The sequence below is a fragment of the Thioclava sp. NG1 genome (genome assembly GCF_003122275.1).
In the GTDB taxonomy this organism is placed as follows: Bacteria; Pseudomonadota; Alphaproteobacteria; order Rhodobacterales; family Rhodobacteraceae; genus Thioclava; species Thioclava nitratireducens.
This window is the reverse complement of the sequence record NZ_QFBB01000001.1, coordinates 546605-567146: the sequence shown is the minus strand read 5'-3', so window position 1 is coordinate 567146 and position 20542 is coordinate 546605. Positions and strand designations below refer to the sequence as shown.

The window sequence follows — 20542 nt, the reverse complement described above, 5'->3', positions numbered from 1 at the left end:
CTTCCGCCCTCATTCAAGGATTTACAGATGAACCAGGAACTGACCCAAAACCCGTTCAACCCGCTCGCGCAGCCGAAGGCGTTTGACGAGATCAAGATCTCGCTCGCCTCGCCGGAGCGGATCCTGAGCTGGTCCTTCGGTGAAATCAAAAAGCCGGAAACCATCAACTACCGTACGTTCAAGCCCGAGCGTGACGGTCTGTTCTGCGCGCGCATCTTTGGCCCGATCAAGGATTACGAATGCCTGTGCGGCAAATATAAGCGCATGAAGTATCGCGGCGTCGTCTGCGAGAAATGCGGCGTCGAAGTCACCCTCCAGAAAGTGCGCCGCGAGCGTATGGGCCACATCGAACTGGCCTCGCCGGTCGCTCACATCTGGTTCCTCAAGTCGCTGCCTTCGCGCATCGGCCTGATGTTGGACATGACGCTGCGCGACCTCGAGCGTATCCTCTACTTCGAAAACTTCGTGGTGATCGAGCCGGGTCTGACCGACCTGCAATACGGTCAGCTGATGTCCGAAGAAGAGTATCTCGACGCGCAGGACACCTATGGCGCGGATGCTTTCACCGCCAATATCGGCGCGGAAGCGATCCGTGAAATGCTCGCTGGCATCGATCTCGAAGCCACGGCCGAGCAGCTCCGCGAGGAGCTGAAGGAAGCCACCGGCGAGCTGAAGCCGAAGAAGATCATCAAGCGTCTGAAGATCGTCGAGTCGTTCCTCGAGTCGGGCAACCGTCCCGAGTGGATGGTGCTGACCGTGCTTCCGGTGATCCCGCCGGAACTGCGTCCGCTCGTCCCGCTCGACGGTGGCCGTTTCGCGACTTCGGATCTCAACGATCTCTATCGTCGCGTGATCAACCGGAACAACCGTCTGAAGCGTCTGATCGAACTGCGTGCGCCCGACATCATCGTGCGCAACGAAAAGCGGATGCTGCAGGAATCGGTCGATGCGCTGTTCGACAACGGCCGTCGCGGCCGCGTCATCACGGGCACCAACAAGCGCCCGCTGAAGTCGCTCTCGGACATGCTGAAAGGTAAGCAGGGTCGCTTCCGTCAGAACCTTCTGGGTAAGCGCGTCGACTTCTCGGGTCGTTCGGTCATCGTGACCGGCCCGGAACTCAAGCTGCACCAGTGCGGTCTGCCCAAGAAGATGGCGCTCGAACTCTTCAAGCCCTTCATCTACTCGCGCCTCGAGGCCAAAGGCCTGTCGAGCACCGTGAAGCAGGCGAAGAAGCTGGTCGAGAAAGAGCGTCCCGAAGTGTGGGATATCCTCGACGAGGTCATCCGCGAGCACCCGGTGCTGCTGAACCGTGCGCCGACGCTGCACCGTCTGGGTATCCAGGCGTTCGAACCGATGCTGATCGAAGGCAAGGCGATCCAGCTGCACCCGCTCGTCTGCTCGGCGTTCAACGCTGACTTCGACGGTGACCAGATGGCCGTCCACGTCCCGCTCTCGCTGGAAGCCCAGCTGGAAGCGCGCGTGCTGATGATGTCGACGAACAACGTTCTGTCGCCCGCCAACGGCGCGCCGATCATCGTTCCTTCGCAGGATATGATTCTGGGTCTCTACTACGTGACCATGGAACGCGAAGGCATGAAGGGCGAAGGCATGTCCTTCTCCTCGGTCGAGGAAGTGGAGCACGCGCTCAATTCGGGCGAAGTGCATCTGCACGCCAAGATCACCGCGCGGATCAAGCAGATCGACGAAACAGGTAACGAGGTCTACCAGCGTTTCGAGACCACGCCCGGCCGGGTGCGCCTCGGCGCGCTGCTGCCGCTGAACGCGAAAGCTCCGTTCGAGCTGGTGAACCGTCTTCTGCGTAAGAAAGACGTGCAGAACACGATCGACACCGTCTACCGCTATTGCGGTCAGAAAGAGTCGGTCATCTTCTGCGACCAGATCATGGGCATGGGCTTCAAGGAAGCGTTCAAGGCGGGCATCTCGTTCGGCAAGGACGACATGGTTATCCCGGACAACAAGTGGGACATCGTCGAAACCGTCCGCGACCAGGTCAAGGACTTCGAACAGCAATACATGGACGGTCTGATCACCCAGGGTGAGAAGTACAACAAGGTCGTCGATGCGTGGTCGAAGTGTAACGACAAGGTCACCGACGCGATGATGAACACCATCTCGGCGCCGAAATACGACGAGAACGGTGCCGAGCAGGAACCGAACTCGGTCTACATGATGGCCCACTCGGGTGCGCGTGGCTCGGTGACGCAGATGAAGCAGCTGGGCGGGATGCGTGGCCTCATGGCCAAGCCGAACGGCGAGATCATCGAGACGCCGATCATCTCGAACTTCAAGGAAGGTCTGACCGTTCTTGAATACTTCAACTCGACCCACGGCGCCCGTAAGGGTCTGTCGGATACCGCACTGAAGACGGCGAACTCGGGGTACCTGACCCGTCGTCTGGTGGACGTCGCTCAGGACTGCATCGTGCGTACGCATGATTGCGGCACAGACCGCGCGATCACCGCGTCGGCGGCTGTGAACGACGGCGAAGTCGTCGCTCCGATCTCGGAGCGCGTGCTGGGCCGTGTCGCAGCGGATGACGTGACGGTTCCGGGCGAGGACGAAGTGATCGTCCGCGCCGGCGAGCTGATCGACGAGCGCAAGGCCGACGCGATCGAGCAAGCGGGCGTCCAATCCGTCCGTATCCGCTCGGCGCTGACCTGTGAGGCCGAAGAGGGCGTTTGCGCGCTCTGCTACGGTCGCGACCTCGCACGCGGTACGCTGGTGAACCAGGGCGAAGCGGTGGGCATCATCGCCGCGCAGTCCATCGGTGAACCCGGTACGCAGCTGACGATGCGGACCTTCCACTTGGGCGGTGTTGCTCAGGGTGGCTCGCAGTCGTTCCTCGAGGCCAGCCAAGAGGGCAAGATCGAGTTCCGCAACGCCAACATCATCCTCAACGAGATGGACGAGCAGATCGTCATGGGCCGGAACATGCAGATCGTGATCGTGAACGATCAGGGTGACGAGCTTGCCTCGCACAAGATCGGCTACGGCACCAAGGTCTTCGTGAAGGATGGCGAAACGGTCAAGCGCGGCGACAAGCTGATCGAATGGGATCCCTACACCCTGCCGATCATCGCCGAGAAGCCTGGTAAGGTGCGCTTCGTGGACCTCATCTCGGGTATCTCCGTTCGCGAGGATACCGACGATGCGACCGGCATGACCCAGAAGATCGTGTCCGACTGGCGCGCTGCGCCCAAGGGCAACGATCTGAAGCCGGAAGTTCTGATCCTCGGCGAGGATGGTGAACCGGTCCGCAACGAAGCGGGCAACCCGGTGACCTATACCATGTCGGTGGACGCGATCCTCTCGGTGGAAGACGGTCAGGACGTGAAGGCGGGCGACGTCGTTGCGCGTATTCCGCGCGAAGGCGCGAAGACGAAGGACATCACCGGCGGTCTGCCGCGTGTGGCCGAACTCTTCGAGGCACGCCGTCCCAAGGATCACGCGATCATCGCCGAAATCGATGGCTATGTGCGCTTCGGCAAGGACTACAAGAACAAGCGTCGGATCGCGATCGATCCGCGTGACGAGGGTCTGGAGCCGGCAGAGTACATGGTGCCGAAAGGCAAGCACATCCCGGTGCAGGAAGGCGACTTCGTGCAGAAGGGTGACTACATCATGGACGGCAACCCGGCGCCGCACGACATCCTGCGCATCATGGGGATCGAGGCTCTGGCCGACTACCTCATCAACGAGGTGCAGGACGTCTATCGACTGCAGGGCGTGAAGATCAACGACAAGCACATCGAGGTGATCGTTCGCCAGATGCTGCAGAAGATCGAGATCCTCGACTCCGGCGATACGACGCTCCTCAAGGGCGAACATGTCGACAAGGTCGAGTTCGACGAGGAGAACGACAAGGTCGCGGCCCGTGGTGGGCGTCCGGCGCATGGCGAACCCGTGCTGCTCGGCATCACCAAGGCGTCGCTGCAGACCCGGTCGTTCATCTCGGCGGCGTCCTTCCAGGAGACGACCCGCGTCCTCACCGAAGCCTCGGTGCAGGGCAAGCGCGACAAGCTCGTGGGCCTCAAGGAGAACGTCATCGTCGGCCGTCTGATCCCGGCGGGTACCGGTGGCGCGACCACCAAGGTCCGCAAGATCGCGACCGAGCGCGACTCCAAGGTCATCCAGCAGCGTCAGGCCGAGGCGGAAGCCGCGGCAGCGCTGGCGGCTCCGACCGAGGAAGAAGCCGATTTCGGTCCGGTCGAGACGCCCGAAAGCCGCGATTGATCCAACTCCGGTTGGAGACGATATGACACACCCCCGCGCGATCGCTCGCGCGGGGGTTTTTCTTTGCGCGAACCCGATCCGTGGGGCAGTGTAACGTCGAAAGGCGAAAGCCTGTTTGCCGGAGGAGGGACCCCGATGATCCGCTTTGTCACCCCGTTTGCGCTGAGCGCGTTGATCGCGTTGCCTGCTTTCGCAGGAGCCTATCAGGATGCGGAGGCCCAGCTGCGCAAGGCCTATGGGGACTATCGTGCGGCGTTGTTCCTGTCGAACCAGGGCAAGCAGCCGGAAACCAAGGCCGCGCTCGATCGCTTCGTCGGAGAGTGGCAGACCCTGTCGGCCGAGTGGACCGCTTCGCCGCCGCCGCAATATGCCGATGACGCGGTGCTCGGCGCGACCTTCGACAAGGTCGGCGAACTGGCCGCGAAGGCCAAGGAAGAGGTCGCCGCCGGCAAGTTGCCCGAGGCGCATGAGACCCTCGAAGGGGTGCGTGAGAGCATCGGCGATCTGCACCTGCGCAACGGTGTCGTCGGCTTCTCGGACCGGATGAATGCCTATCACGCGGAAATGGAAAAAGTGCTCGCCCGCGATTACGTCGGGATGGGCGGCGAGGGCGCGCGCCAGTTGATCGCGGATGCCTCGCTTCTGAGCTACCTCGCGGCGCAGGTCGTCAAGCATCCGGCGCCGGAGGCCGACGCCGATATGAGCTATCAAAAACTCGTGGACGGCTTCGCGGTCTCCGTCGCGTTTTTCTATGATGCGGCGATGGCGGGCGACATGGAGCGCGCGATGGAGATGCGAAACGCCCTCAAAGCGAGCTACGCGCAGCTTTTCGCGAAATTCGGCTGATCGGCCACAGGGGGGCGGCTGTCCCGGCATGATCCGTTTACAAGACCGGGTCGCAGGTCTAATAGAGCCGCACCTTCGGCGCTACCGTGGCGCAGCGACAAAAGAGTTCTGGCACCCATGCCCGAGATTTCCATCGTCATCCCGGCAAAGAACGAGGCGCCCAACATCGCGGGGCTCCTCGATGAGATCGACGCCGCCTGCGCGCCGGTCTGCGACTACGAGGTGATCGTGGTCGATGACGGCTCGGATGACGGGATGGACCAGATTCTGCGCGAGCGCATGGAGACCCATCCGAACCTGCGTCTGCTGCAGCATTTGAACGCCGCCGGTCAGCGGGCCTCGGGCGGTCAGAGCGCGGGCGTGCATTCGGGCGTTCGGGCCGCGAAGGGCCACATCATCTGCACGCTCGATGGTGACGGTCAGAACCCGCCGTCGGAACTGCCTGCGCTGATGGCGCCGCTGCGCGCCGAGGGCTCCGAGATGATCGGGCTGGTCGCGGGGCAACGCGTCGGGCGGCAGGACACGATGTCGAAGAAGCTGGCGTCCAAGCTCGCGAACAAGATCCGCAGCGCGATCCTCAAGGATGGAACCCGCGACACCGGTTGCGGCCTCAAGGCGTTCCGGCGCGAGGCGTTCCTGGCGCTGCCCTATTTCGACCATATGCATCGCTACCTCCCCGCGCTGTTCTCGCGCGATGGGTGGCAGGTGGCCCATGTCGACGTGGCCCACCGCTCGCGCGGCGGCGGCAGCTCGAATTACAACAATCTGCAGCGCGGTCTTGTCGGCATCGTCGACCTGATGGGCGTTGCGTGGCTTCTCCGCCGGCGCAAGAAAGCGCAGCCCGGAGAAGTGGCGCGCGAGGAGTGACGCCGATGGACTGGCTGATGGATATGCTTCACGTGGAAAGCATAGTCGAGCTGTGGTGGGTCCTGTTCGGCCTGCTTGCGCAGCTGATGTTCACCGGGCGGTTTCTCGTCCAGTGGATTGCCTCCGAGCGCAAGGGCGAATCCGTAGTGCCCATTTCGTTCTGGTATTTCTCGGTCGCGGGCGGTGCGATGCTGCTGACCTATGCGCTCTATCGCAGAGACCCGGTTTTCGTTCTCGGCCAGTCGCTCGGGGTGTTCATCTACGGGCGCAATCTGTGGCTGATCTATGCCAAGCGTCGGCGCGAAGCTTGATCGCGGGGCGGATCGGGACGGCTGGTTCCTCCCGACCCTGATCGTCGTCGCCGCGGCCACTGCGCTGCGGCTCGTATTCCTGGCGTTCAACAAAACCGATCTCTTCGTCGACGAGGCGCAATACTGGCTTTGGGGCCAGCATCTCGACTTCGGCTATTATTCCAAGCCGCCGCTGATCGGCTGGCTGCTTCGGGCGGTGACCGATCTGGCGGGCTCCGATGCGCCGTTCTGGGTGCGGATGCCGGGCGCCATTCTGCACGGAGTCACGGCGCTGGTACTTGGCGCCTTGGGAGCCCGGATCGCATCGCGTCGGGTCGCGATCTGGTCGGCTGCGGTCTATGTGACGCTGCCCTTCGTCGCGCTCGGCTCGGTGCTGATCTCGACCGATACGGTGATGGCGCCCTTCTACGCTTTGAGCTTGCTGTTCCTGCATCGCGCGGGCGGGAGCCGCCATTGGTCGGACGCGCTGGCCGCGGGGCTGACGGCAGGGCTGGCCTTCATGGCGAAATACGCCGCAATCTACCTGATGCCCGGTCTGGCGCTGGCCGCACTTGTCGCGCCGGCATGGCGGATCGGCTGGCGCAATACGGTGATTGCGGCGCTGGCGTTCGGGCTCGTGATCGCGCCGAACGTGGTCTGGAACCTCACCCATGGCCTGACCACGGTCTCGCATACGATGGACAATGTTGGCTGGGTCCGCGAAGGGGCCGAGCTGAATTTCGGCTCGATGGTCGAGTTCGTCGCCTCGCAATTCGCCGTCTTCGGGCCGGTGACGATGGTGGCATTGCTGATCGGCTATGCGAGTTGGGGCGACCCGGCGAAGCGCGGGCTGGCGATGCTCTCGGTGCCGCCGCTGGTCGCGGTGACGCTCGAGGCGCTCTTGGACCGGGCCTATGCCAATTGGGCGGTCGCCGCCTATTTCGCCGGAACCGTTCTGGCGGCGATGGTTCTGCGCGACATCTGGCGCTGGATTGCGATCCTGATCAACGGTCTGATCGCGCTGTCGATCCCGCTGCTGACCGTCCTCGCACCCTATCCGCAAAAAGACGGCGCGCCGCTCCTGAAGCGGTGGTTGGGGCAGGCCGATCTGAGCCGCCAGATCCTGACGCTCGCGAAAGAGGCCGGTGTTCCGGTGTATGCCAGCAATCGCGCAATCCTCGCCGATCTGTTCTATACGGGGCAGGGCGCGGGCGTGACCGTCTACGCACCGAGGCCCGTCGTGCGGGCCGACAGCTATTACGAGCAGATGTGGCCCTTGCCACAGGACTACAAAGGTCGCCTACTTCTGATCGCCAACAGCCCGCCCGATTGCGGCAGCGGCCCGGTCTCGCCGGCGGCGCAGCTCGACGCGACGGGGACTTGGGCCGATAAGGGGTATGCGGCTTATCTGGTGGAGGCGCGCTGTGTCCGTTCCGAAAATTGATATGAGCTTTGCCGTCCGGCTGCTGCTGGCGGCGTGGATCGGAGGCTTCCTGCTGTTCCGCCTGGTGCCGGAACTCGATCTGGGCACCGCCGGGCTGTTCTACCGGGCAGGGGAGGGGTTCACGGTCATCACCAACCCGCTCTGGGAATGGCTGCGCCAGCGGATCTGGGATATCTCCATCGTGCTGTTCGTCGTCTCGCTCGTGGCGTGGCCATGGGCGGGGTTGCGCCATCGCACGGTGCTGCGTTTGCCTGCGCGGATCTGGGCCTTCATCTGCCTTCTCTATCTGCTTGGTCCGATCGTCGTCGTGAACGGCGTGCTGAAGGCGAATTCCGGGCGAGCGCGACCTGCGAATGTTGATCTATTCGGCGGCGCGCATCACTTCAGCCTGCCGGGCACCTTCACCGATCAATGCTCGCGGAACTGCTCGTTCGTGTCGGGCGAGGTCGCGGCGGCAGTTGCGCTGGGGCTGCTGATATGGCTCGGCGCAGAGCTGTGGCGGGCGCACCTGCCACGCTGGGGCGTGCTCTATCTGCGCGCAGTCGGCGTCTTCGTCGCGGTCTTCATCATCGTGCAGCGGATCGGCACCGGACGGCACTTTCTGTCCGACACCTATTTCGCCGGACTGGTCAGCCTTACGGTGGCCTGGCTGCTCTGGGGAATCCTCTTCGCAGGGTGGGGCGCGCGGCTTGTGGCGCAAGTGCGCGGCGAGGCCCGGCGCGAGAGTTGACAACCCAGACGACTCCCCCTATACGCCGCGCTACCTGACGGGTGAAGTCTGCCCGAAGGGTCGCCGATTTCTAGTGGTCATGATCCGGGCCTTCGCCCCGATCCTCTGGAATTCAACGCATTCGCCGCGGTCCTCGGGCCGGGGAGGAATGCGATTTGGCGTTTTCGCGAATCCGCGCGGAAACGCGTCGAGAAGTGGCGCCTCCGGAAACGGGGCGAGTATTGACAGCAGAACGGGGAACCGAATGCCGACGATCCAACAGCTGATCCGCAAACCGCGGCAGCCCAAGGTGAAGCGCTCTAAGTCGCAGCACCTCCAAGAATGCCCGCAAAAGCGTGGCGTGTGCACGCGCGTCTACACCACGACGCCGAAGAAACCGAACTCCGCTATGCGTAAGGTCGCCAAGGTGCGCCTGACGAATGGCTTCGAGGTCATCTCCTACATCCCGGGCGAGAAGCACAACCTCCAGGAGCACTCCGTTGTGCTCATCCGTGGCGGCCGTGTGAAAGACCTTCCGGGCGTTCGTTACCACATCCTGCGCGGTGTGCTCGATACGCAAGGTGTTAAAGACCGTCGTCAACGCCGTTCGAAATACGGCGCGAAGCGTCCGAAGTAAGGAGATCTCGAGATGTCTCGTCGTCACGCCGCTGAGAAGCGCGAAGTCCTGCCCGACGCCAAATATGGCGATCGCGTGCTGACCAAATTCATGAACAACCTGATGATCGACGGTAAGAAGTCCGCCGCCGAGAAAATCGTCTACAACGCGCTCAACCGCGTTGAGGGCAAGCTCAAGCGTGAGCCCATCGAGGTGTTCCACGAAGCCCTCGACAACGTGAAGCCTTCGGTCGAAGTGCGTTCGCGTCGTGTGGGTGGTGCCACCTATCAGGTTCCGGTCGAGGTGCGCCCGACCCGCCGCGAAGCGCTGGCCATCCGCTGGCTCATCGCTGCCGCCAAGTCCCGCAACGAGAACACCATGGAAGAGCGCCTCGCCGGCGAACTCCTCGATGCCGTGAACTCGCGTGGTTCCGCGGTCAAGAAGCGCGAAGACACCCACAAGATGGCCGACGCGAACAAAGCGTTCAGCCATTATCGCTGGTAATAACGGAAGGACGCCACCATGGCTCGCGAATATCCCCTAAAGCGTTATCGCAACTTCGGGATCATGGCGCATATCGACGCTGGTAAAACCACGACGACCGAGCGCATCCTGTTCTACACCGGCAAGTCGCACAAGATCGGCGAAGTGCACGACGGTGCTGCTACCATGGACTGGATGGAGCAAGAGGCCGAGCGCGGCATCACCATCACCTCGGCAGCTACCACGACTTTCTGGCAGTGGCAGGAAGATCCGACCGCCGAAGGTACGGATGATACGAAGTTCCGTATGAACATCATCGACACCCCCGGCCACGTCGACTTCACCATCGAGGTGGAGCGTTCGCTGGCCGTGCTCGACGGCGCTGTCGCGCTGCTCGACGGGAACGCCGGTGTTGAGCCGCAGACCGAGACCGTGTGGCGTCAGGCTGACCGCTACAAGGTTCCGCGCCTCGTCTTCGTCAACAAGATGGACAAGATCGGCGCGGACTTCTTCAATTGCGTGAAGATGATCAAGGACCGCACCGGTGCGACTCCGGTTCCGGTGAACTTCCCGATCGGTGCCGAAGATCAACTCGAAGGCATCGTCGACCTGGTCACCATGGAAGAGTGGGTCTGGAAAGGCGAAGATCTGGGCGCTGCCTGGGTGCGTCAGCCGATCCGTGACGATCTGAAGGCGACCGCGGACGAATGGCGTTCGCACCTCATCGAGAACGCCGTCGAGCAAGACGACGACGCGATGATGGCCTATCTCGAAGGCGAAGAGCCCGATATCCCGACGCTGCGCAACCTGATCCGCAAGGGCACGCTGTCGCTGTCCTTCGTTCCGGTTCTCGGTGGTTCGGCCTTCAAGAACAAGGGTGTCCAGCCGCTGCTCAACGCCGTGGTCGACTTCCTGCCCTCGCCGCTCGACGTGCCCGCCTACATGGGCTTCTCGCCGGACGACGAGACGGAAACCCGCAACATCGCACGTCATGCCTCGGACGAAGAGCCCCTGTCGGGTCTCGCGTTCAAGATCATGAACGACCCCTTCGTGGGTTCGCTCACCTTCACGCGCCTCTACTCGGGCACGCTGAAGAAGGGCGACTCGATCCTGAACTCGACCAAAGGTCGTAAAGAGCGCATCGGTCGTATGATGATGATGCACTCGAACAACCGGACCGAGATCGAAGAAGCCTATGCGGGCGACATCATCGCGCTGGCCGGTCTGAAAGAGACCACCACCGGTGACACGCTGTGCGACCCGAACAACCAGGTCGTTCTCGAAACGATGACCTTCCCCGATCCGGTGATCGAGATCGCCGTGGAGCCGAAGTCGAAAGCCGACCAGGAAAAGATGGGCCTCGCCCTTCAGCGCCTGGCAGCCGAAGACCCGTCCTTCCGCGTCGAAACCGACCTCGAGTCGGGCCAGACCATCATGAAGGGCATGGGCGAACTTCACCTCGACATCCTGGTCGACCGCATGAAGCGCGAGTTCAAGGTCGAGGCGAATATCGGTGCGCCGCAGGTGGCCTATCGCGAGACGATCAGCCACGCGACCGAGATCGACTACACGCACAAGAAGCAGACCGGCGGTACCGGTCAGTTCGCGCGCGTCAAGCTCGAGATCTCGCCGACCGAGCCGGGCGAAGGTTATTCGTTCGAGAGCCGCATCGTTGGTGGTGCTGTTCCGAAGGAATACATCCCGGGCGTCGAAAAGGGCATCAAGTCGGTCATGGACTCCGGTCCGCTGGCAGGCTTCCCGGTGATCGACTTCAAGGTTGCGCTGGTTGACGGTGCATTCCACGACGTCGACTCCTCGGTGCTCGCCTTCGAAATCGCGTCGCGTGCCGCGATGCGTGAAGGTCTGCGCAAGGCTGGCGCGAAGCTGCTCGAGCCGATGATGAAAGTCGAAGTGGTGACCCCGGAAGAATATACCGGTGGCATCATTGGCGACCTGACCTCGCGTCGGGGCCAGGTGCAAGGCCAGGACACCCGCGGCAACGCGGTCGTCGTGAACGCCTTCGTGCCGCTCGCCAACATGTTCGGCTACATCAACAACCTGCGTTCGATGTCCTCGGGCCGTGCGGTCTTCACGATGCTCTTCAGCCATTACGAAGCCGTGCCGCAGAACATCTCGGACGAGATTCAGAAGAAATACGCGTAAGGGACGCGCGCCGGGGAGGCCCGGCGCCTTTCCCACCCAACGCACTGACAGGAGGCCATCATGGCAAAGGAAAAGTTTGAACGTAACAAACCGCACGTCAACATCGGCACGATTGGCCACGTTGACCACGGCAAGACGACGCTGACGGCTGCGATCACGAAGTATTTCGGTGATTTCCGCGCGTATGACCAGATCGACGGCGCGCCGGAAGAGAAAGCCCGCGGCATCACGATCTCGACCGCGCACGTGGAGTACGAGACCGAGTCGCGTCACTACGCGCACGTCGACTGCCCCGGCCACGCCGACTACGTGAAGAACATGATCACGGGTGCAGCGCAGATGGACGGCGCGATCCTGGTCGTGAACGCAGCTGACGGCCCGATGCCGCAGACGCGCGAGCACATCCTGCTCGGCCGTCAGGTCGGCATCCCGGCGATGGTCGTGTACCTGAACAAGGTTGACCAGGTCGACGACGAGGAGCTGCTCGAGCTCGTGGAAATGGAAGTTCGCGAACTTCTGTCGTCCTACGACTTCCCCGGCGACGATATCCCGATCATCAAGGGTTCGGCTCTGGCCGCGATGGAAGGCCGTGATCCGGAAATCGGCGAGAACTCGATCCGTGCTCTGATGGAAGCTGTCGACAGCTACATCCCGACGCCGGAGCGCGCCGTGGACCAGCCCTTCCTGATGCCGATCGAAGACGTGTTCTCGATCTCGGGCCGTGGTACGGTTGTGACCGGCCGCGTCGAGCGTGGCGTGATCAACGTCGGCGACGAACTGGAAATCGTGGGCATCCGCGACACCTCGAAGACGACCTGCACGGGCGTCGAGATGTTCCGCAAGCTGCTGGACCGTGGTGAAGCTGGCGACAACATCGGCGCGCTGCTGCGCGGCATCGACCGTGACGGCGTCGAGCGTGGTCAGGTTCTGTGCAAGCCGGGTTCGGTGAAGCCGCACACGAAGTTCGAAGCTGAAGCCTACATCCTCACCAAAGAGGAAGGTGGCCGTCACACCCCGTTCTTCGCGAACTATCGTCCGCAGTTCTACTTCCGCACGACGGACGTGACCGGCACCGTGACGCTGCCCGAGGGCACCGAGATGGTGATGCCGGGCGACAACCTGAAGTTCGAAGTCGAACTGATCGCTCCGATCGCGATGGAAGACGGTCTGCGCTTCGCAATCCGCGAAGGCGGCCGCACCGTCGGCGCCGGCGTGGTGTCGAAAATCATCGAGTGATCGGTGATTTCGGGGCCCTCTCCGGGGCCCCGAAAACGACAGTTGGAAAGAATCTGAATGGTGCGCCGAAAGGCGCGCCATTCGCTCTTGACAGACTCAGGGTGACGCCATAGAGGACGCGCCTGATCTGCCAAGATTTATAGGTTCGATGCAGGCGCTACATTCGGTGCCGTCTGCCTCTCAACCTTCACGCCATGCGAAGAGGCATGACATATGACCGGCCAAAATATCCGCATCCGGCTCAAGGCGTTCGATTACCGCGTGCTGGACGCCAGCACCCAGGAAATCGTGAACACCGCGAAGCGCACGGGTGCCCAGGTTCGCGGGCCCATCCCGCTCCCGAACAAGATCGAGAAATTCACGGTTCTGCGTGGTCCGCACATCGACAAGAAGTCGCGCGACCAGTGGGAAATCCGGACGCATAAGCGTCTTCTCGACATCGTCGATCCGACCCCCCAGACCGTGGACGCGCTGATGAAGCTCGACCTCGCAGCGGGCGTCGACGTCGAGATCAAGGTGTAAGGAGGGCATTATGCTGCGGACTGGTGTTATCGCCAAGAAGCTGGGCATGACCCGGCTCTTCCTTGAGGACGGCAAGCAGGTTCCTGTGACCGTTCTCCAACTCGACAAGCTTCAGGTGGTGGCTCAGCGCACTTCCGAGACCGACGGCTACACGGCCGTTCAGCTCGGCGCTGGTGAAGCCAAGGCCAAGCGTACGACCGCCGCCCTGCGTGGTCACTTCGCGAAAGCCAATGTCGCCCCGAAGCGCAAAGTCGCGGAATTCCGCGTCGCTGAAGAAAACCTGATCGAAGTGGGCGAGGAAATCACCGCGAACCACTATTTCGAAGGTCAGTTCGTGGATATCGCGGGCACCTCGATCGGTAAGGGTTTCGCCGGTGCGATGAAGCGTCACAACTTCGGCGGTCTGCGCGCCACGCACGGCGTGTCGATCTCGCACCGCTCGCACGGTTCGACCGGCCAGTGTCAGGACCCGGGTAAAGTGTTCAAGGGCAAGAAGATGGCCGGTCACCTCGGTGCCGTCCGTGTCACGACCCAGAACCTTCAGGTCGTCAAGACCGATGCCGACCGTGGCCTGATCATGGTCAAGGGTTCGGTTCCGGGCGCCAAAGGTGGCTGGGTGACGGTCAAGGATGCGGTCAAGAAACCGCTTTCCGAGAACATCATCTACCCCGCCGCGCTGAAGTCGGCTGCCGAAGCCGCTGCGAAAGCTGCCGAAGAAGCCGCTGCCGCCGCTGCCGCCGAGGCCGAAGCCGAAGCTCAGCGTCTCGCCGAGGAGCAGGCCGCTCAGGAAGCTGCCGCGCTGAAGGAAGCCGAAGCGTCGATCGAAGCCGATAAAGGCGAAGACGGCGGCGAAGCGCCCGAAGGAGACAAAGAATGAAACTCGATGTGATCAAGCTCGACGCCGGCAAGGCCGGTTCGATCGACCTCGCCGACGAGATCTTCGGGCTCGAGCCGCGTGCGGACATCCTGCATCGCGTCGTGCGCTGGCAGCGCGCGAAGGCTCAGCAGGGCACCCACTCGGTTCTCACCCGCTCGGAGGTCAGCTACTCGACCAAGAAGATCTACCGTCAGAAGGGCACCGGTGGCGCACGTCACGGTTCCCGCAAGGCGCCGATCTTCCGCAAGGGTGGTGTCTACAAGGGCCCGACCCCGCGCAGCCACGCTCATGACCTGCCCAAGAAGTTCCGGGCTCTGGGTCTGAAGCACGCGCTGTCGTCGAAAGCCGCCGCTGGCAAACTGATCGTCCTGGAGGATGCGCAGCTCGCCGAAGCCAAGACCAAGCTGCTGGCGAAAGCCGCCAAGGAGCTGGGCTGGAAGAAGGTGCTGGTGATCGACGGGGCCGAGGTGAACGAGAACTTCGCCCAAGCCGCGCGCAACATCGACGGCATCGATGTGCTGCCTTCGATGGGCGCCAACGTGTATGACATCCTCAAGCGTGACACGCTCGTGCTCACGAAGGCGGGTGTCGAAGCTCTGGAGGCTCGTCTGAAATGAGCGCGAAACCCGAACATTACGACGTGATCGTCAAGCCGGTCATCACCGAGAAGGCCACCATGGCCTCGGAGAACGGCGCTGTTGTTTTCGAAGTGGCGAAAGACGCTTCGAAGCCGCAGATCAAAGAAGCTGTCGAGACTCTCTTCGGCGTCAAGGTGAAGGCGGTCAACACCACCATCACCAAGGGCAAGACCAAGCGCTTCCGGGGCACCCCCGGCCGTCGCTCGGACTTCAAGAAAGCCTACGTGACGCTGGAAGAAGGCAACACGATCGACGTCACCACCGGCCTGTAATCCGGTACGACCGAGACATTGGAAAGGCCCTCGTGATCGCGGGGGCCTTTTCGTTTGCGGAGTTGGATTAGGGGCTTGTCTCTCATGGGGCGCCCGGGTGGCCAGCCCGGGCAGCGCCCACCACTCACTTCTCCCGCAGGTAGCTCTCCGAGACATAGCCGCGCAGGTTGCGCGCGACGTCGAGCGAGACGTTGCACCAGCGGGTATTGCCGCTGCGCTCGCAGCTGCGCACATGGACGATTGCGCCGTTGGGGAGCCCCAGGATTACCTTGTAGCCGGTGCCGGGGCCTGCGCGCAGTTTCAGCATGTCCTGGCCCTTCACGCCTGCGACCTCGTAGGTTCCGCGCCAAGCGTCGGCGAGGGTGGGGGTGGCGAGGGTGGCTGCCGCGCAGAGCGGAGCGGCGAGCAGAATTGCTCGGGTTGGACGCATCGATTTTCTCCTGTTATGTCGTCTGCCTCGGGGGGCATTTTGCCTGCCCGGACCGCGAAGCGCCAGTTGCTTGGGCCATCGCGTGTAAAAACAGGCCAAGGCTATAGACTCACCCCCATAAGCCTGCTACATCGCGCCAGTCTCGCGGCCTCGGATTCGTTCCGGGGCCCGTGATTTTTGAATTCGGGGACCTTCGGGGCCCTATACACACAGACAGGCGAGGCAACTCGCCGCAAACCAACGGAAGACAGAAAGCATGGCACTCAAGTCGTATAAGCCGACGACGCCGGGCCAGCGTGGGCTGGTTCTGATCGACCGTTCGGAGCTTTGGAAAGGCCGTCCGGTCAAAGCCCTCACTGAGGGTTTGACCAAGTCGGGTGGCCGGAACAACACCGGGCGGATCACGATGTGGCACAAGGGTGGTGGCGCGAAGCGTCTCTACCGCATCGTCGATTTCAAGCGTCGCAAGTTCGATGTTCATGGCACCGTCGAGCGGATCGAGTACGATCCGAACCGGACCGCCTTCATCGCGCTGATCAACTATGAAGATGGTGAGCAGGCCTACATCCTCGCACCCCAGCGTCTCGCTGTTGGTGACAAGGTCGTTTCGGGCTCGCGTCACGACGTCAAGCCGGGCAACGCGATGCCGTTCTCGGGCATGCCGATCGGTACCATCGTCCACAACGTCGAACTGAAGCCCGGCAAGGGTGGCCAGATCGCACGCGCCGCGGGCACCTACGCCCAGTTCGTCGGTCGTGACGGCGGCTACGCTCAGCTGCGTCTTTCGTCGGGCGAACTGCGCCTCGTGCGTCAGGAATGCATGGCGACCATCGGTGCCGTGTCGAACGCCGACCACTCGAACCAGAACCTCGGTAAAGCCGGTCGTAAGCGCCACATGGGTGTTCGTCCGACCGTCCGCGGTGTCGCGATGAACCCGATCGACCACCCGCACGGTGGTGGTGAAGGCCGCACCTCGGGTGGCCGTCATCCGGTTACGCCGTGGGGCAAGCCCACCAAGGGCAAGCGCACGCGCGTCAACAAGAAGACGGACCAGTACATCCTGCGTTCGCGTCACGCGAAGAAGAAGGGTCGCTAACATATGTCTCGTTCTGTTTGGAAAGGCCCCTTCGTTGATGCCTACCTGCTGAAAAAAGCAGAGAAGGCTCGCGAGTCGGGCAAAGGCGACGTCATCAAGATCTGGTCGCGTCGCTCCACCATCCTGCCGCAATTCGTCGGCCTCACCTTTGGGGTCTACAACGGTCAGAAACACATCCCGGTCAACGTCACCGAGGAAATGATCGGCCAGAAGTTCGGTGAATATTCGCCGACCCGCACCTATTACGGGCATGCGGCCGATAAAAAAGCCAAGAGGAAGTAATCGTCATGGGTAAGGAAAAGAATCCGCGCCGCGTGGCGGAGAACGAAGCGATGGCGAAGACCCGTATGCTTCGCACCTCGCCGCAGAAACTGAACCTCGTCGCCGCGATGATCCGTGGCAAGAAGGTCGACAAGGCCCTTTCGGACCTGACCTTCTCGAAGAAGCGCATCGCGCTCGACGTGAAGAAGTGCCTCCAGTCGGCGATCGCCAACGCAGAGAACAACCACGGCCTGGACGTGGACGAACTCGTCGTGGCGGAAGCCTGGGTCGGCAAGAACCTGGTGATGAAGCGTGGCCGTCCGCGGGCGCGTGGTCGCTTCGGCAAGATCATGAAGCCGTTCTCGGAAATCACCATCAAGGTGCGTCAGGTTGAGGAGCAAGCGTAATGGGTCAGAAGGTTAATCCGATCGGCATGCGCCTCCAGGTCAACCGCACCTGGGATAGCCGCTGGTATGCCGACAGCAAGGACTACGGCGACCTGCTGCTCGAGGACATCAAGATCCGCGAGTTCATCCACGAGGAAGCCAAGCAGGCCGGCGTCAGCCGTGTCATCATCGAGCGTCCGCACAAGAAATGCCGCGTGACCATTCACGCTGCGCGTCCGGGCGTCATCATCGGCAAGAAGGGCGCTGACATCGAAGCGCTCCGCAAGAAGCTGGCGAACTTCACCGACAGCGAGCTGCACCTGAACATCGTCGAAGTCCGCAAGCCGGAACTTGACGCGCAGCTGGTTGCCGAGTCGATCGCTCAGCAGCTCGAGCGTCGTGTCTCGTTCCGTCGCGCCATGAAGCGCGCGGTGCAGAACGCGATGCGCATGGGTGGTCTTGGTATCCGCGTGAACGTCGCTGGCCGTCTGGGCGGCGCCGAGATCGCACGGACCGAGTGGTATCGCGAAGGTCGCGTTCCGCTGCACACCCTGCGTGCCGACATCGACTACGCGCTGTCCGAAGCGTCGACCCCCTACGGGATCATCGGCGTGAAGGTCTGGATCTTCAAAGGCGAGATCATGGAACATGATCCGCAAGCTCGTGACCGCAAGCACGCCGAAGCCCAAGAGGGCCCGGCACCGCGCGGCCCGCGTCGCGATCGCTGAGGGAGTAGATAGTTATGCTGCAACCGAAACGGACGAAGTTCCGCAAGATGCACAAAGGCCGGATTCATGGTGAAGCCAAAGGTGGTTTCGACCTGAACTTCGGTCACTTCGGCCTCAAGGCAGAGGCGCCCGAGCGCGTCACCGCCCGTCAGATCGAAGCTGCGCGTCGTGCGATCACCCGCCACATGAAGCGTCAAGGCCGTGTCTGGATCCGGATCTTCCCGGATACCCCGATCACCGCAAAGCCCACCGAAGTCCGTATGGGTAAAGGTAAGGGTTCGGTCGACCGTTGGGCCGCCAAGGTCAAGCCCGGCCGCGTGATGTTCGAGATCGACGGCGTCAACGAAGTGACCGCACGCGAGGCTCTGCGCCTCGGCGCGGCCAAGCTTCCGGTGGCCTGCCGCATCGTCGAGCGTCAGGACTGGTAATACCGGTCTGACTGCTGAAGACAAACGAAAGCCCCGCCAGAGATGGCGGGGCTTTTGCGTATCTGGCGCTGAGATCAGGCGCCGTCGGAAATCCAGCCGTCGATCAGCGCGTCCAGTGCCTTCCAGTCGGTATATTCGATATCTGCATCGAGATCGGCATCGGGATTTTTCTTCGCCACGATCCGGCGCATCACGAACCGGCGGAAGATATCGTATCTCGACGGCAGATAGGCGCCCGCGATCTGTTCCGTCAGATCCGGCGTCCAGCCGGTCGCCGCTTCGAAGTCCTTCAGGATTTTATCGAGCGCGCGCCAATCCTCTGCGTCATGACCGGCGGCGGCCAGCGAGACCGAGAGAAAGAGGTTCGGGCGGTTCTTGATGATATCGCGTTGTTCGGCGACGAAATCCGCGAAGCGACCCTGATAATGTCCGACATGGATCGAGGCCGCGAGGACGATCCGGTCGAACCGGCCGAGATCCATCCCCTCGGCCTCATCGGTGGAAATCAATTCCGCAGAGTGACCCAGATCCGCGATGCGGTCGGCGACGTGCCGCGCGATCTTGCGGGTTTGCCCCTCGGTCGAGGCATAGGCGACGAGTGTTTTCATGCTGCGCTCCCGGTGTCTGGTTGCGCAGCAAGAAAATCAGGTGAGATGCGGCTTGGCTATGATGGCGATCAAAGCGCCGGGCTCAGTCGACCCATTTGTAATTGAAGCTGACCGAGATCCGCTCGTCTTCGGCCATGTTCATCGGCACCTCGTGGCGCAGCCAGCTCTCCCAGAGCAGCACCTCACCCGGTTCTGGGGCGATGTAGATGAAGGGCTGCAGCTCGCGCCGGGCGGTCTTGAGGCGGGTAGGGGCCGCCATCATCCGGGCGCTGCGCGGGTCTTCCAGCTTCAGCGCCGAGGCGCCGTCGGGCATCGCGACATAGGTCGTGCCCGAGATCACCGAATGGGGGTGCAGGTGCGAGCTGTGGGTGCCGCCTTCGGGCAGGATGTTGATCCAGAGGTCTTCCAGCACCAACTTACCCTCACCCAGATCGAATTCGAGATCTTTGGCAAAGGCCGCAACGTGCTTGTCGAGCGCCTTCACCATGTCCGCGAAGATCGGGAAGCGCCAGGGCAGGTCGGTGAGCGAGGCGTAGGAGGTATAGCCCGGATAGCCGTTCTCCTCGCACCAGTCCTGACCGGCTTCGTCATCCTCGGCGATGGCGTAGCACGAGGCCTCCAGCTCGTTCGTATCGACCTTGGGGCCGAATTCGGATAAGGAGGCGCGGTAGAGGCGGGTGACGAAAAGGGACTCGATCTGGGATTTGGACTCGGGCATTGGGGGCTCTCGCAACTGGGCGTGGATTTACCCCCCTGTTACGCGAAAGCGGGCCGGAGGCCAAACAATCCTTGCCATATTCGATTCGCTCTGATATTGGCCCCAAGTTCCTGAAATCAGGACCGACATAACCCATCAGAAGTAGGGTCACCCGCGAGGGGCCCTCTGATGCCAAGAAAGGACCCGGGATGAACGCCCAAGAACTCAAGGCGAAGACGCCTGATGAGCTGCGTGACCAGCTCGTCTCGCTGAAGAAAGAAGCCTTCAACCTCCGCTTTCAGCAGGCCACGAACCAGCTCGAGAACACCGCGCGCATGCGTACCGTTCGTCGGGACGTTGCACGGATCAAGACCGTGCTGAACCAAAAAGCCGCTGAAGCCGCGAAGTAAGGAGAGCTTCCTATGCCCAAACGCATCCTGCAAGGTACCGTGACGTCGGACAAGAACGACCAGACCATCACCGTTTCGGTCGAGCGCCGCTTCACGCATCCGGTTCTCAAGAAGACGATCCGGAAGTCCAAGAAATACCGCGCCCACGACGCGGAAAACCAGTTCAAGACCGGTGACATTGTTCGCATCGAAGAGTGCGCGCCGATCTCGAAGACCAAGCGCTGGCGGGTTGTGGTCACGGCGTAAGCCGCGGCCATTTCGCCAGTATTCGAAACCCTGGG

General features: G+C 62.3%; 24 protein-coding genes. 21 read left to right on the top strand and 3 right to left on the bottom strand.

All coding sequences use genetic code 11. From position 1 onward, the window contains the following. Positions 1-27 precede the first annotated feature (27 nt). The 14 genes from rpoC to DEM26_RS02735 all read left to right on the top strand — a co-directional run bounded on the left by rpoC (position 28) and on the right by DEM26_RS02735 (position 15217). Positions 28-4254 (top strand): DNA-directed RNA polymerase subunit beta', encoded by a 4227-nt coding sequence (gene rpoC, locus DEM26_RS02800; protein ID WP_075773831.1) that lies wholly within the window; start codon positions 28-30, stop codon positions 4252-4254. 135 nt (positions 4255-4389) lie between these two features. Next, on the top strand, positions 4390-5100 hold the full coding sequence (locus tag DEM26_RS02795) for a hypothetical protein (RefSeq protein ID WP_109171635.1): 711 nt from the start codon (positions 4390-4392) through the stop codon (positions 5098-5100). Positions 5101-5217: 117 nt separating this feature from the next. Continuing rightward, positions 5218-5967 (top strand): glycosyltransferase family 2 protein, encoded by a 750-nt coding sequence (locus DEM26_RS02790; protein WP_109171634.1) that lies wholly within the window; start codon positions 5218-5220, stop codon positions 5965-5967. A gap of 5 nt (positions 5968-5972) precedes the next feature. Further along, a complete protein-coding gene (locus DEM26_RS02785) occupies positions 5973-6278 on the top strand; it encodes a lipid-A-disaccharide synthase N-terminal domain-containing protein (protein WP_075773834.1) in 306 nt (101 codons plus the stop codon). Then, positions 6253-7701: an ArnT family glycosyltransferase gene (locus DEM26_RS02780; protein WP_109171633.1), complete on the top strand. Its 1449-nt coding sequence runs from the start codon at positions 6253-6255 to the stop codon at positions 7699-7701. The genes DEM26_RS02785 and DEM26_RS02780 overlap by 26 nt, the downstream gene beginning before the upstream one ends. Before the next feature lies 1 nt (position 7702). Next, complete coding sequence (locus tag DEM26_RS02775) at positions 7703-8431, top strand: phosphatase PAP2 family protein (RefSeq protein WP_075773835.1); 729 nt, start codon at positions 7703-7705, stop codon at positions 8429-8431. Between the two features lie 244 nt (positions 8432-8675). Next, entirely contained in the window at positions 8676-9047 is a 372-nt protein-coding gene (rpsL, locus tag DEM26_RS02770; RefSeq protein WP_038074720.1) for a 30S ribosomal protein S12, read from the top strand. Between the two features lie 12 nt (positions 9048-9059). Beyond that, positions 9060-9530: a 30S ribosomal protein S7 gene (rpsG, locus tag DEM26_RS02765; protein WP_075773836.1), complete on the top strand. Its 471-nt coding sequence runs from the start codon at positions 9060-9062 to the stop codon at positions 9528-9530. Between the two features lie 18 nt (positions 9531-9548). Next, complete coding sequence (gene fusA / locus DEM26_RS02760; protein ID WP_075773837.1) at positions 9549-11672, top strand: elongation factor G; 2124 nt, start codon at positions 9549-9551, stop codon at positions 11670-11672. A 60-nt stretch (positions 11673-11732) separates the two neighbouring features. Beyond that, positions 11733-12908: an elongation factor Tu gene (gene tuf, locus DEM26_RS02755; protein WP_077701325.1), complete on the top strand. Its 1176-nt coding sequence runs from the start codon at positions 11733-11735 to the stop codon at positions 12906-12908. Between the two features lie 213 nt (positions 12909-13121). Further along, complete coding sequence (gene rpsJ, locus DEM26_RS02750) at positions 13122-13430, top strand: 30S ribosomal protein S10 (protein ID WP_036639457.1); 309 nt, start codon at positions 13122-13124, stop codon at positions 13428-13430. Between the two features lie 10 nt (positions 13431-13440). Beyond that, positions 13441-14307 carry a 50S ribosomal protein L3 gene (rplC, locus tag DEM26_RS02745; protein ID WP_075773838.1) on the top strand — a complete coding sequence of 289 codons (867 nt, stop codon included), beginning with the start codon at positions 13441-13443 and terminating at the stop codon, positions 14305-14307. After that, entirely contained in the window at positions 14304-14924 is a 621-nt protein-coding gene (rplD, locus tag DEM26_RS02740) for a 50S ribosomal protein L4 (protein ID WP_075773839.1), read from the top strand. Before rplC ends, rplD begins: the two co-directional genes overlap by 4 nt. Next, entirely contained in the window at positions 14921-15217 is a 297-nt protein-coding gene (locus DEM26_RS02735; protein WP_075773840.1) for a 50S ribosomal protein L23, read from the top strand. The genes rplD and DEM26_RS02735 overlap by 4 nt, the downstream gene beginning before the upstream one ends. 124 nt (positions 15218-15341) lie before the next feature. Here the strand turns inward: DEM26_RS02735 and DEM26_RS02730 are convergent, their stop codons facing one another. Next, positions 15342-15647, bottom strand: coding sequence for an SH3 domain-containing protein (locus DEM26_RS02730; RefSeq protein ID WP_075773841.1), 306 nt, complete (start codon positions 15645-15647; stop codon positions 15342-15344). A gap of 256 nt (positions 15648-15903) precedes the next feature. Between DEM26_RS02730 and rplB the strand changes: the two genes are divergently transcribed. From rplB to rplP, 5 genes are read left to right on the top strand one after another with little or no spacing between them, the layout of a single operon-like run. Beyond that, positions 15904-16743, top strand: a complete 840-nt coding sequence (gene rplB, locus DEM26_RS02725) for a 50S ribosomal protein L2 (protein WP_075773842.1) — start codon at positions 15904-15906, stop codon at positions 16741-16743. Between the two features lie 3 nt (positions 16744-16746). Beyond that, positions 16747-17025, top strand: a complete 279-nt coding sequence (gene rpsS / locus DEM26_RS02720) for a 30S ribosomal protein S19 (protein ID WP_075773843.1) — start codon at positions 16747-16749, stop codon at positions 17023-17025. Between the two features lie 5 nt (positions 17026-17030). Then, positions 17031-17411 carry a 50S ribosomal protein L22 gene (gene rplV / locus DEM26_RS02715; RefSeq protein ID WP_078521290.1) on the top strand — a complete coding sequence of 127 codons (381 nt, stop codon included), beginning with the start codon at positions 17031-17033 and terminating at the stop codon, positions 17409-17411. Further along, positions 17411-18118, top strand: a complete 708-nt coding sequence (gene rpsC, locus DEM26_RS02710; RefSeq protein WP_075773845.1) for a 30S ribosomal protein S3 — start codon at positions 17411-17413, stop codon at positions 18116-18118. The genes rplV and rpsC overlap by 1 nt, the downstream gene beginning before the upstream one ends. Before the next feature lie 14 nt (positions 18119-18132). Further along, positions 18133-18546, top strand: coding sequence for a 50S ribosomal protein L16 (gene rplP / locus DEM26_RS02705; RefSeq protein ID WP_075773846.1), 414 nt, complete (start codon positions 18133-18135; stop codon positions 18544-18546). A 74-nt stretch (positions 18547-18620) separates the two neighbouring features. Here rplP and DEM26_RS02700 read toward each other — a convergent pair whose 3' ends face one another. Further along, the gene (locus DEM26_RS02700; RefSeq protein WP_075773847.1) at positions 18621-19154 is read right to left on the bottom strand and encodes a flavodoxin domain-containing protein; all 534 of its coding nucleotides are present in this window, start codon (positions 19152-19154) and stop codon (positions 18621-18623) included. Positions 19155-19236: 82 nt separating this feature from the next. Next, positions 19237-19872, bottom strand: a complete 636-nt coding sequence (locus tag DEM26_RS02695) for a 2OG-Fe(II) oxygenase family protein (protein ID WP_088719469.1) — start codon at positions 19870-19872, stop codon at positions 19237-19239. A gap of 188 nt (positions 19873-20060) precedes the next feature. Here DEM26_RS02695 and rpmC point away from each other — a divergent pair, with 188 nt between their 5' ends. Further along, positions 20061-20261, top strand: coding sequence for a 50S ribosomal protein L29 (rpmC, locus tag DEM26_RS02690; protein ID WP_075773849.1), 201 nt, complete (start codon positions 20061-20063; stop codon positions 20259-20261). A 12-nt stretch (positions 20262-20273) separates the two neighbouring features. After that, complete coding sequence (gene rpsQ, locus DEM26_RS02685) at positions 20274-20507, top strand: 30S ribosomal protein S17 (RefSeq protein ID WP_075773850.1); 234 nt, start codon at positions 20274-20276, stop codon at positions 20505-20507. Positions 20508-20542: the final 35 nt, after the last annotated feature.

Bases quoted from the DNA above. Each gene is read 5' to 3' on its own strand.
- rpoC (WP_075773831.1), top strand. From the start codon at position 28: ATGAACCAGGAACTGACCCAAAACCCGTTCAACCCGCTCGCGCAGCCG.
- DEM26_RS02795 (WP_109171635.1), top strand. From the start codon at position 4,390: ATGATCCGCTTTGTCACCCCGTTTGCGCTGAGCGCGTTGATCGCGTTG.
- DEM26_RS02790 (WP_109171634.1), top strand. From the start codon at position 5,218: ATGCCCGAGATTTCCATCGTCATCCCGGCAAAGAACGAGGCGCCCAAC.
- DEM26_RS02785 (WP_075773834.1), top strand. From the start codon at position 5,973: ATGGACTGGCTGATGGATATGCTTCACGTGGAAAGCATAGTCGAGCTG.
- DEM26_RS02780 (WP_109171633.1), top strand. From the start codon at position 6,253: ATGCCAAGCGTCGGCGCGAAGCTTGATCGCGGGGCGGATCGGGACGGC.
- DEM26_RS02775 (WP_075773835.1), top strand. From the start codon at position 7,703: ATGAGCTTTGCCGTCCGGCTGCTGCTGGCGGCGTGGATCGGAGGCTTC.
- rpsL (WP_038074720.1), top strand. From the start codon at position 8,676: ATGCCGACGATCCAACAGCTGATCCGCAAACCGCGGCAGCCCAAGGTG.
- rpsG (WP_075773836.1), top strand. From the start codon at position 9,060: ATGTCTCGTCGTCACGCCGCTGAGAAGCGCGAAGTCCTGCCCGACGCC.
- fusA (WP_075773837.1), top strand. From the start codon at position 9,549: ATGGCTCGCGAATATCCCCTAAAGCGTTATCGCAACTTCGGGATCATG.
- tuf (WP_077701325.1), top strand. From the start codon at position 11,733: ATGGCAAAGGAAAAGTTTGAACGTAACAAACCGCACGTCAACATCGGC.
- rpsJ (WP_036639457.1), top strand. From the start codon at position 13,122: ATGACCGGCCAAAATATCCGCATCCGGCTCAAGGCGTTCGATTACCGC.
- rplC (WP_075773838.1), top strand. From the start codon at position 13,441: ATGCTGCGGACTGGTGTTATCGCCAAGAAGCTGGGCATGACCCGGCTC.
- rplD (WP_075773839.1), top strand. From the start codon at position 14,304: ATGAAACTCGATGTGATCAAGCTCGACGCCGGCAAGGCCGGTTCGATC.
- DEM26_RS02735 (WP_075773840.1), top strand. From the start codon at position 14,921: ATGAGCGCGAAACCCGAACATTACGACGTGATCGTCAAGCCGGTCATC.
- DEM26_RS02730 (WP_075773841.1), bottom strand. From the start codon at position 15,647: ATGCGTCCAACCCGAGCAATTCTGCTCGCCGCTCCGCTCTGCGCGGCA.
- rplB (WP_075773842.1), top strand. From the start codon at position 15,904: ATGGCACTCAAGTCGTATAAGCCGACGACGCCGGGCCAGCGTGGGCTG.
- rpsS (WP_075773843.1), top strand. From the start codon at position 16,747: ATGTCTCGTTCTGTTTGGAAAGGCCCCTTCGTTGATGCCTACCTGCTG.
- rplV (WP_078521290.1), top strand. From the start codon at position 17,031: ATGGGTAAGGAAAAGAATCCGCGCCGCGTGGCGGAGAACGAAGCGATG.
- rpsC (WP_075773845.1), top strand. From the start codon at position 17,411: ATGGGTCAGAAGGTTAATCCGATCGGCATGCGCCTCCAGGTCAACCGC.
- rplP (WP_075773846.1), top strand. From the start codon at position 18,133: ATGCTGCAACCGAAACGGACGAAGTTCCGCAAGATGCACAAAGGCCGG.
- DEM26_RS02700 (WP_075773847.1), bottom strand. From the start codon at position 19,154: ATGAAAACACTCGTCGCCTATGCCTCGACCGAGGGGCAAACCCGCAAG.
- DEM26_RS02695 (WP_088719469.1), bottom strand. From the start codon at position 19,872: ATGCCCGAGTCCAAATCCCAGATCGAGTCCCTTTTCGTCACCCGCCTC.
- rpmC (WP_075773849.1), top strand. From the start codon at position 20,061: ATGAACGCCCAAGAACTCAAGGCGAAGACGCCTGATGAGCTGCGTGAC.
- rpsQ (WP_075773850.1), top strand. From the start codon at position 20,274: ATGCCCAAACGCATCCTGCAAGGTACCGTGACGTCGGACAAGAACGAC.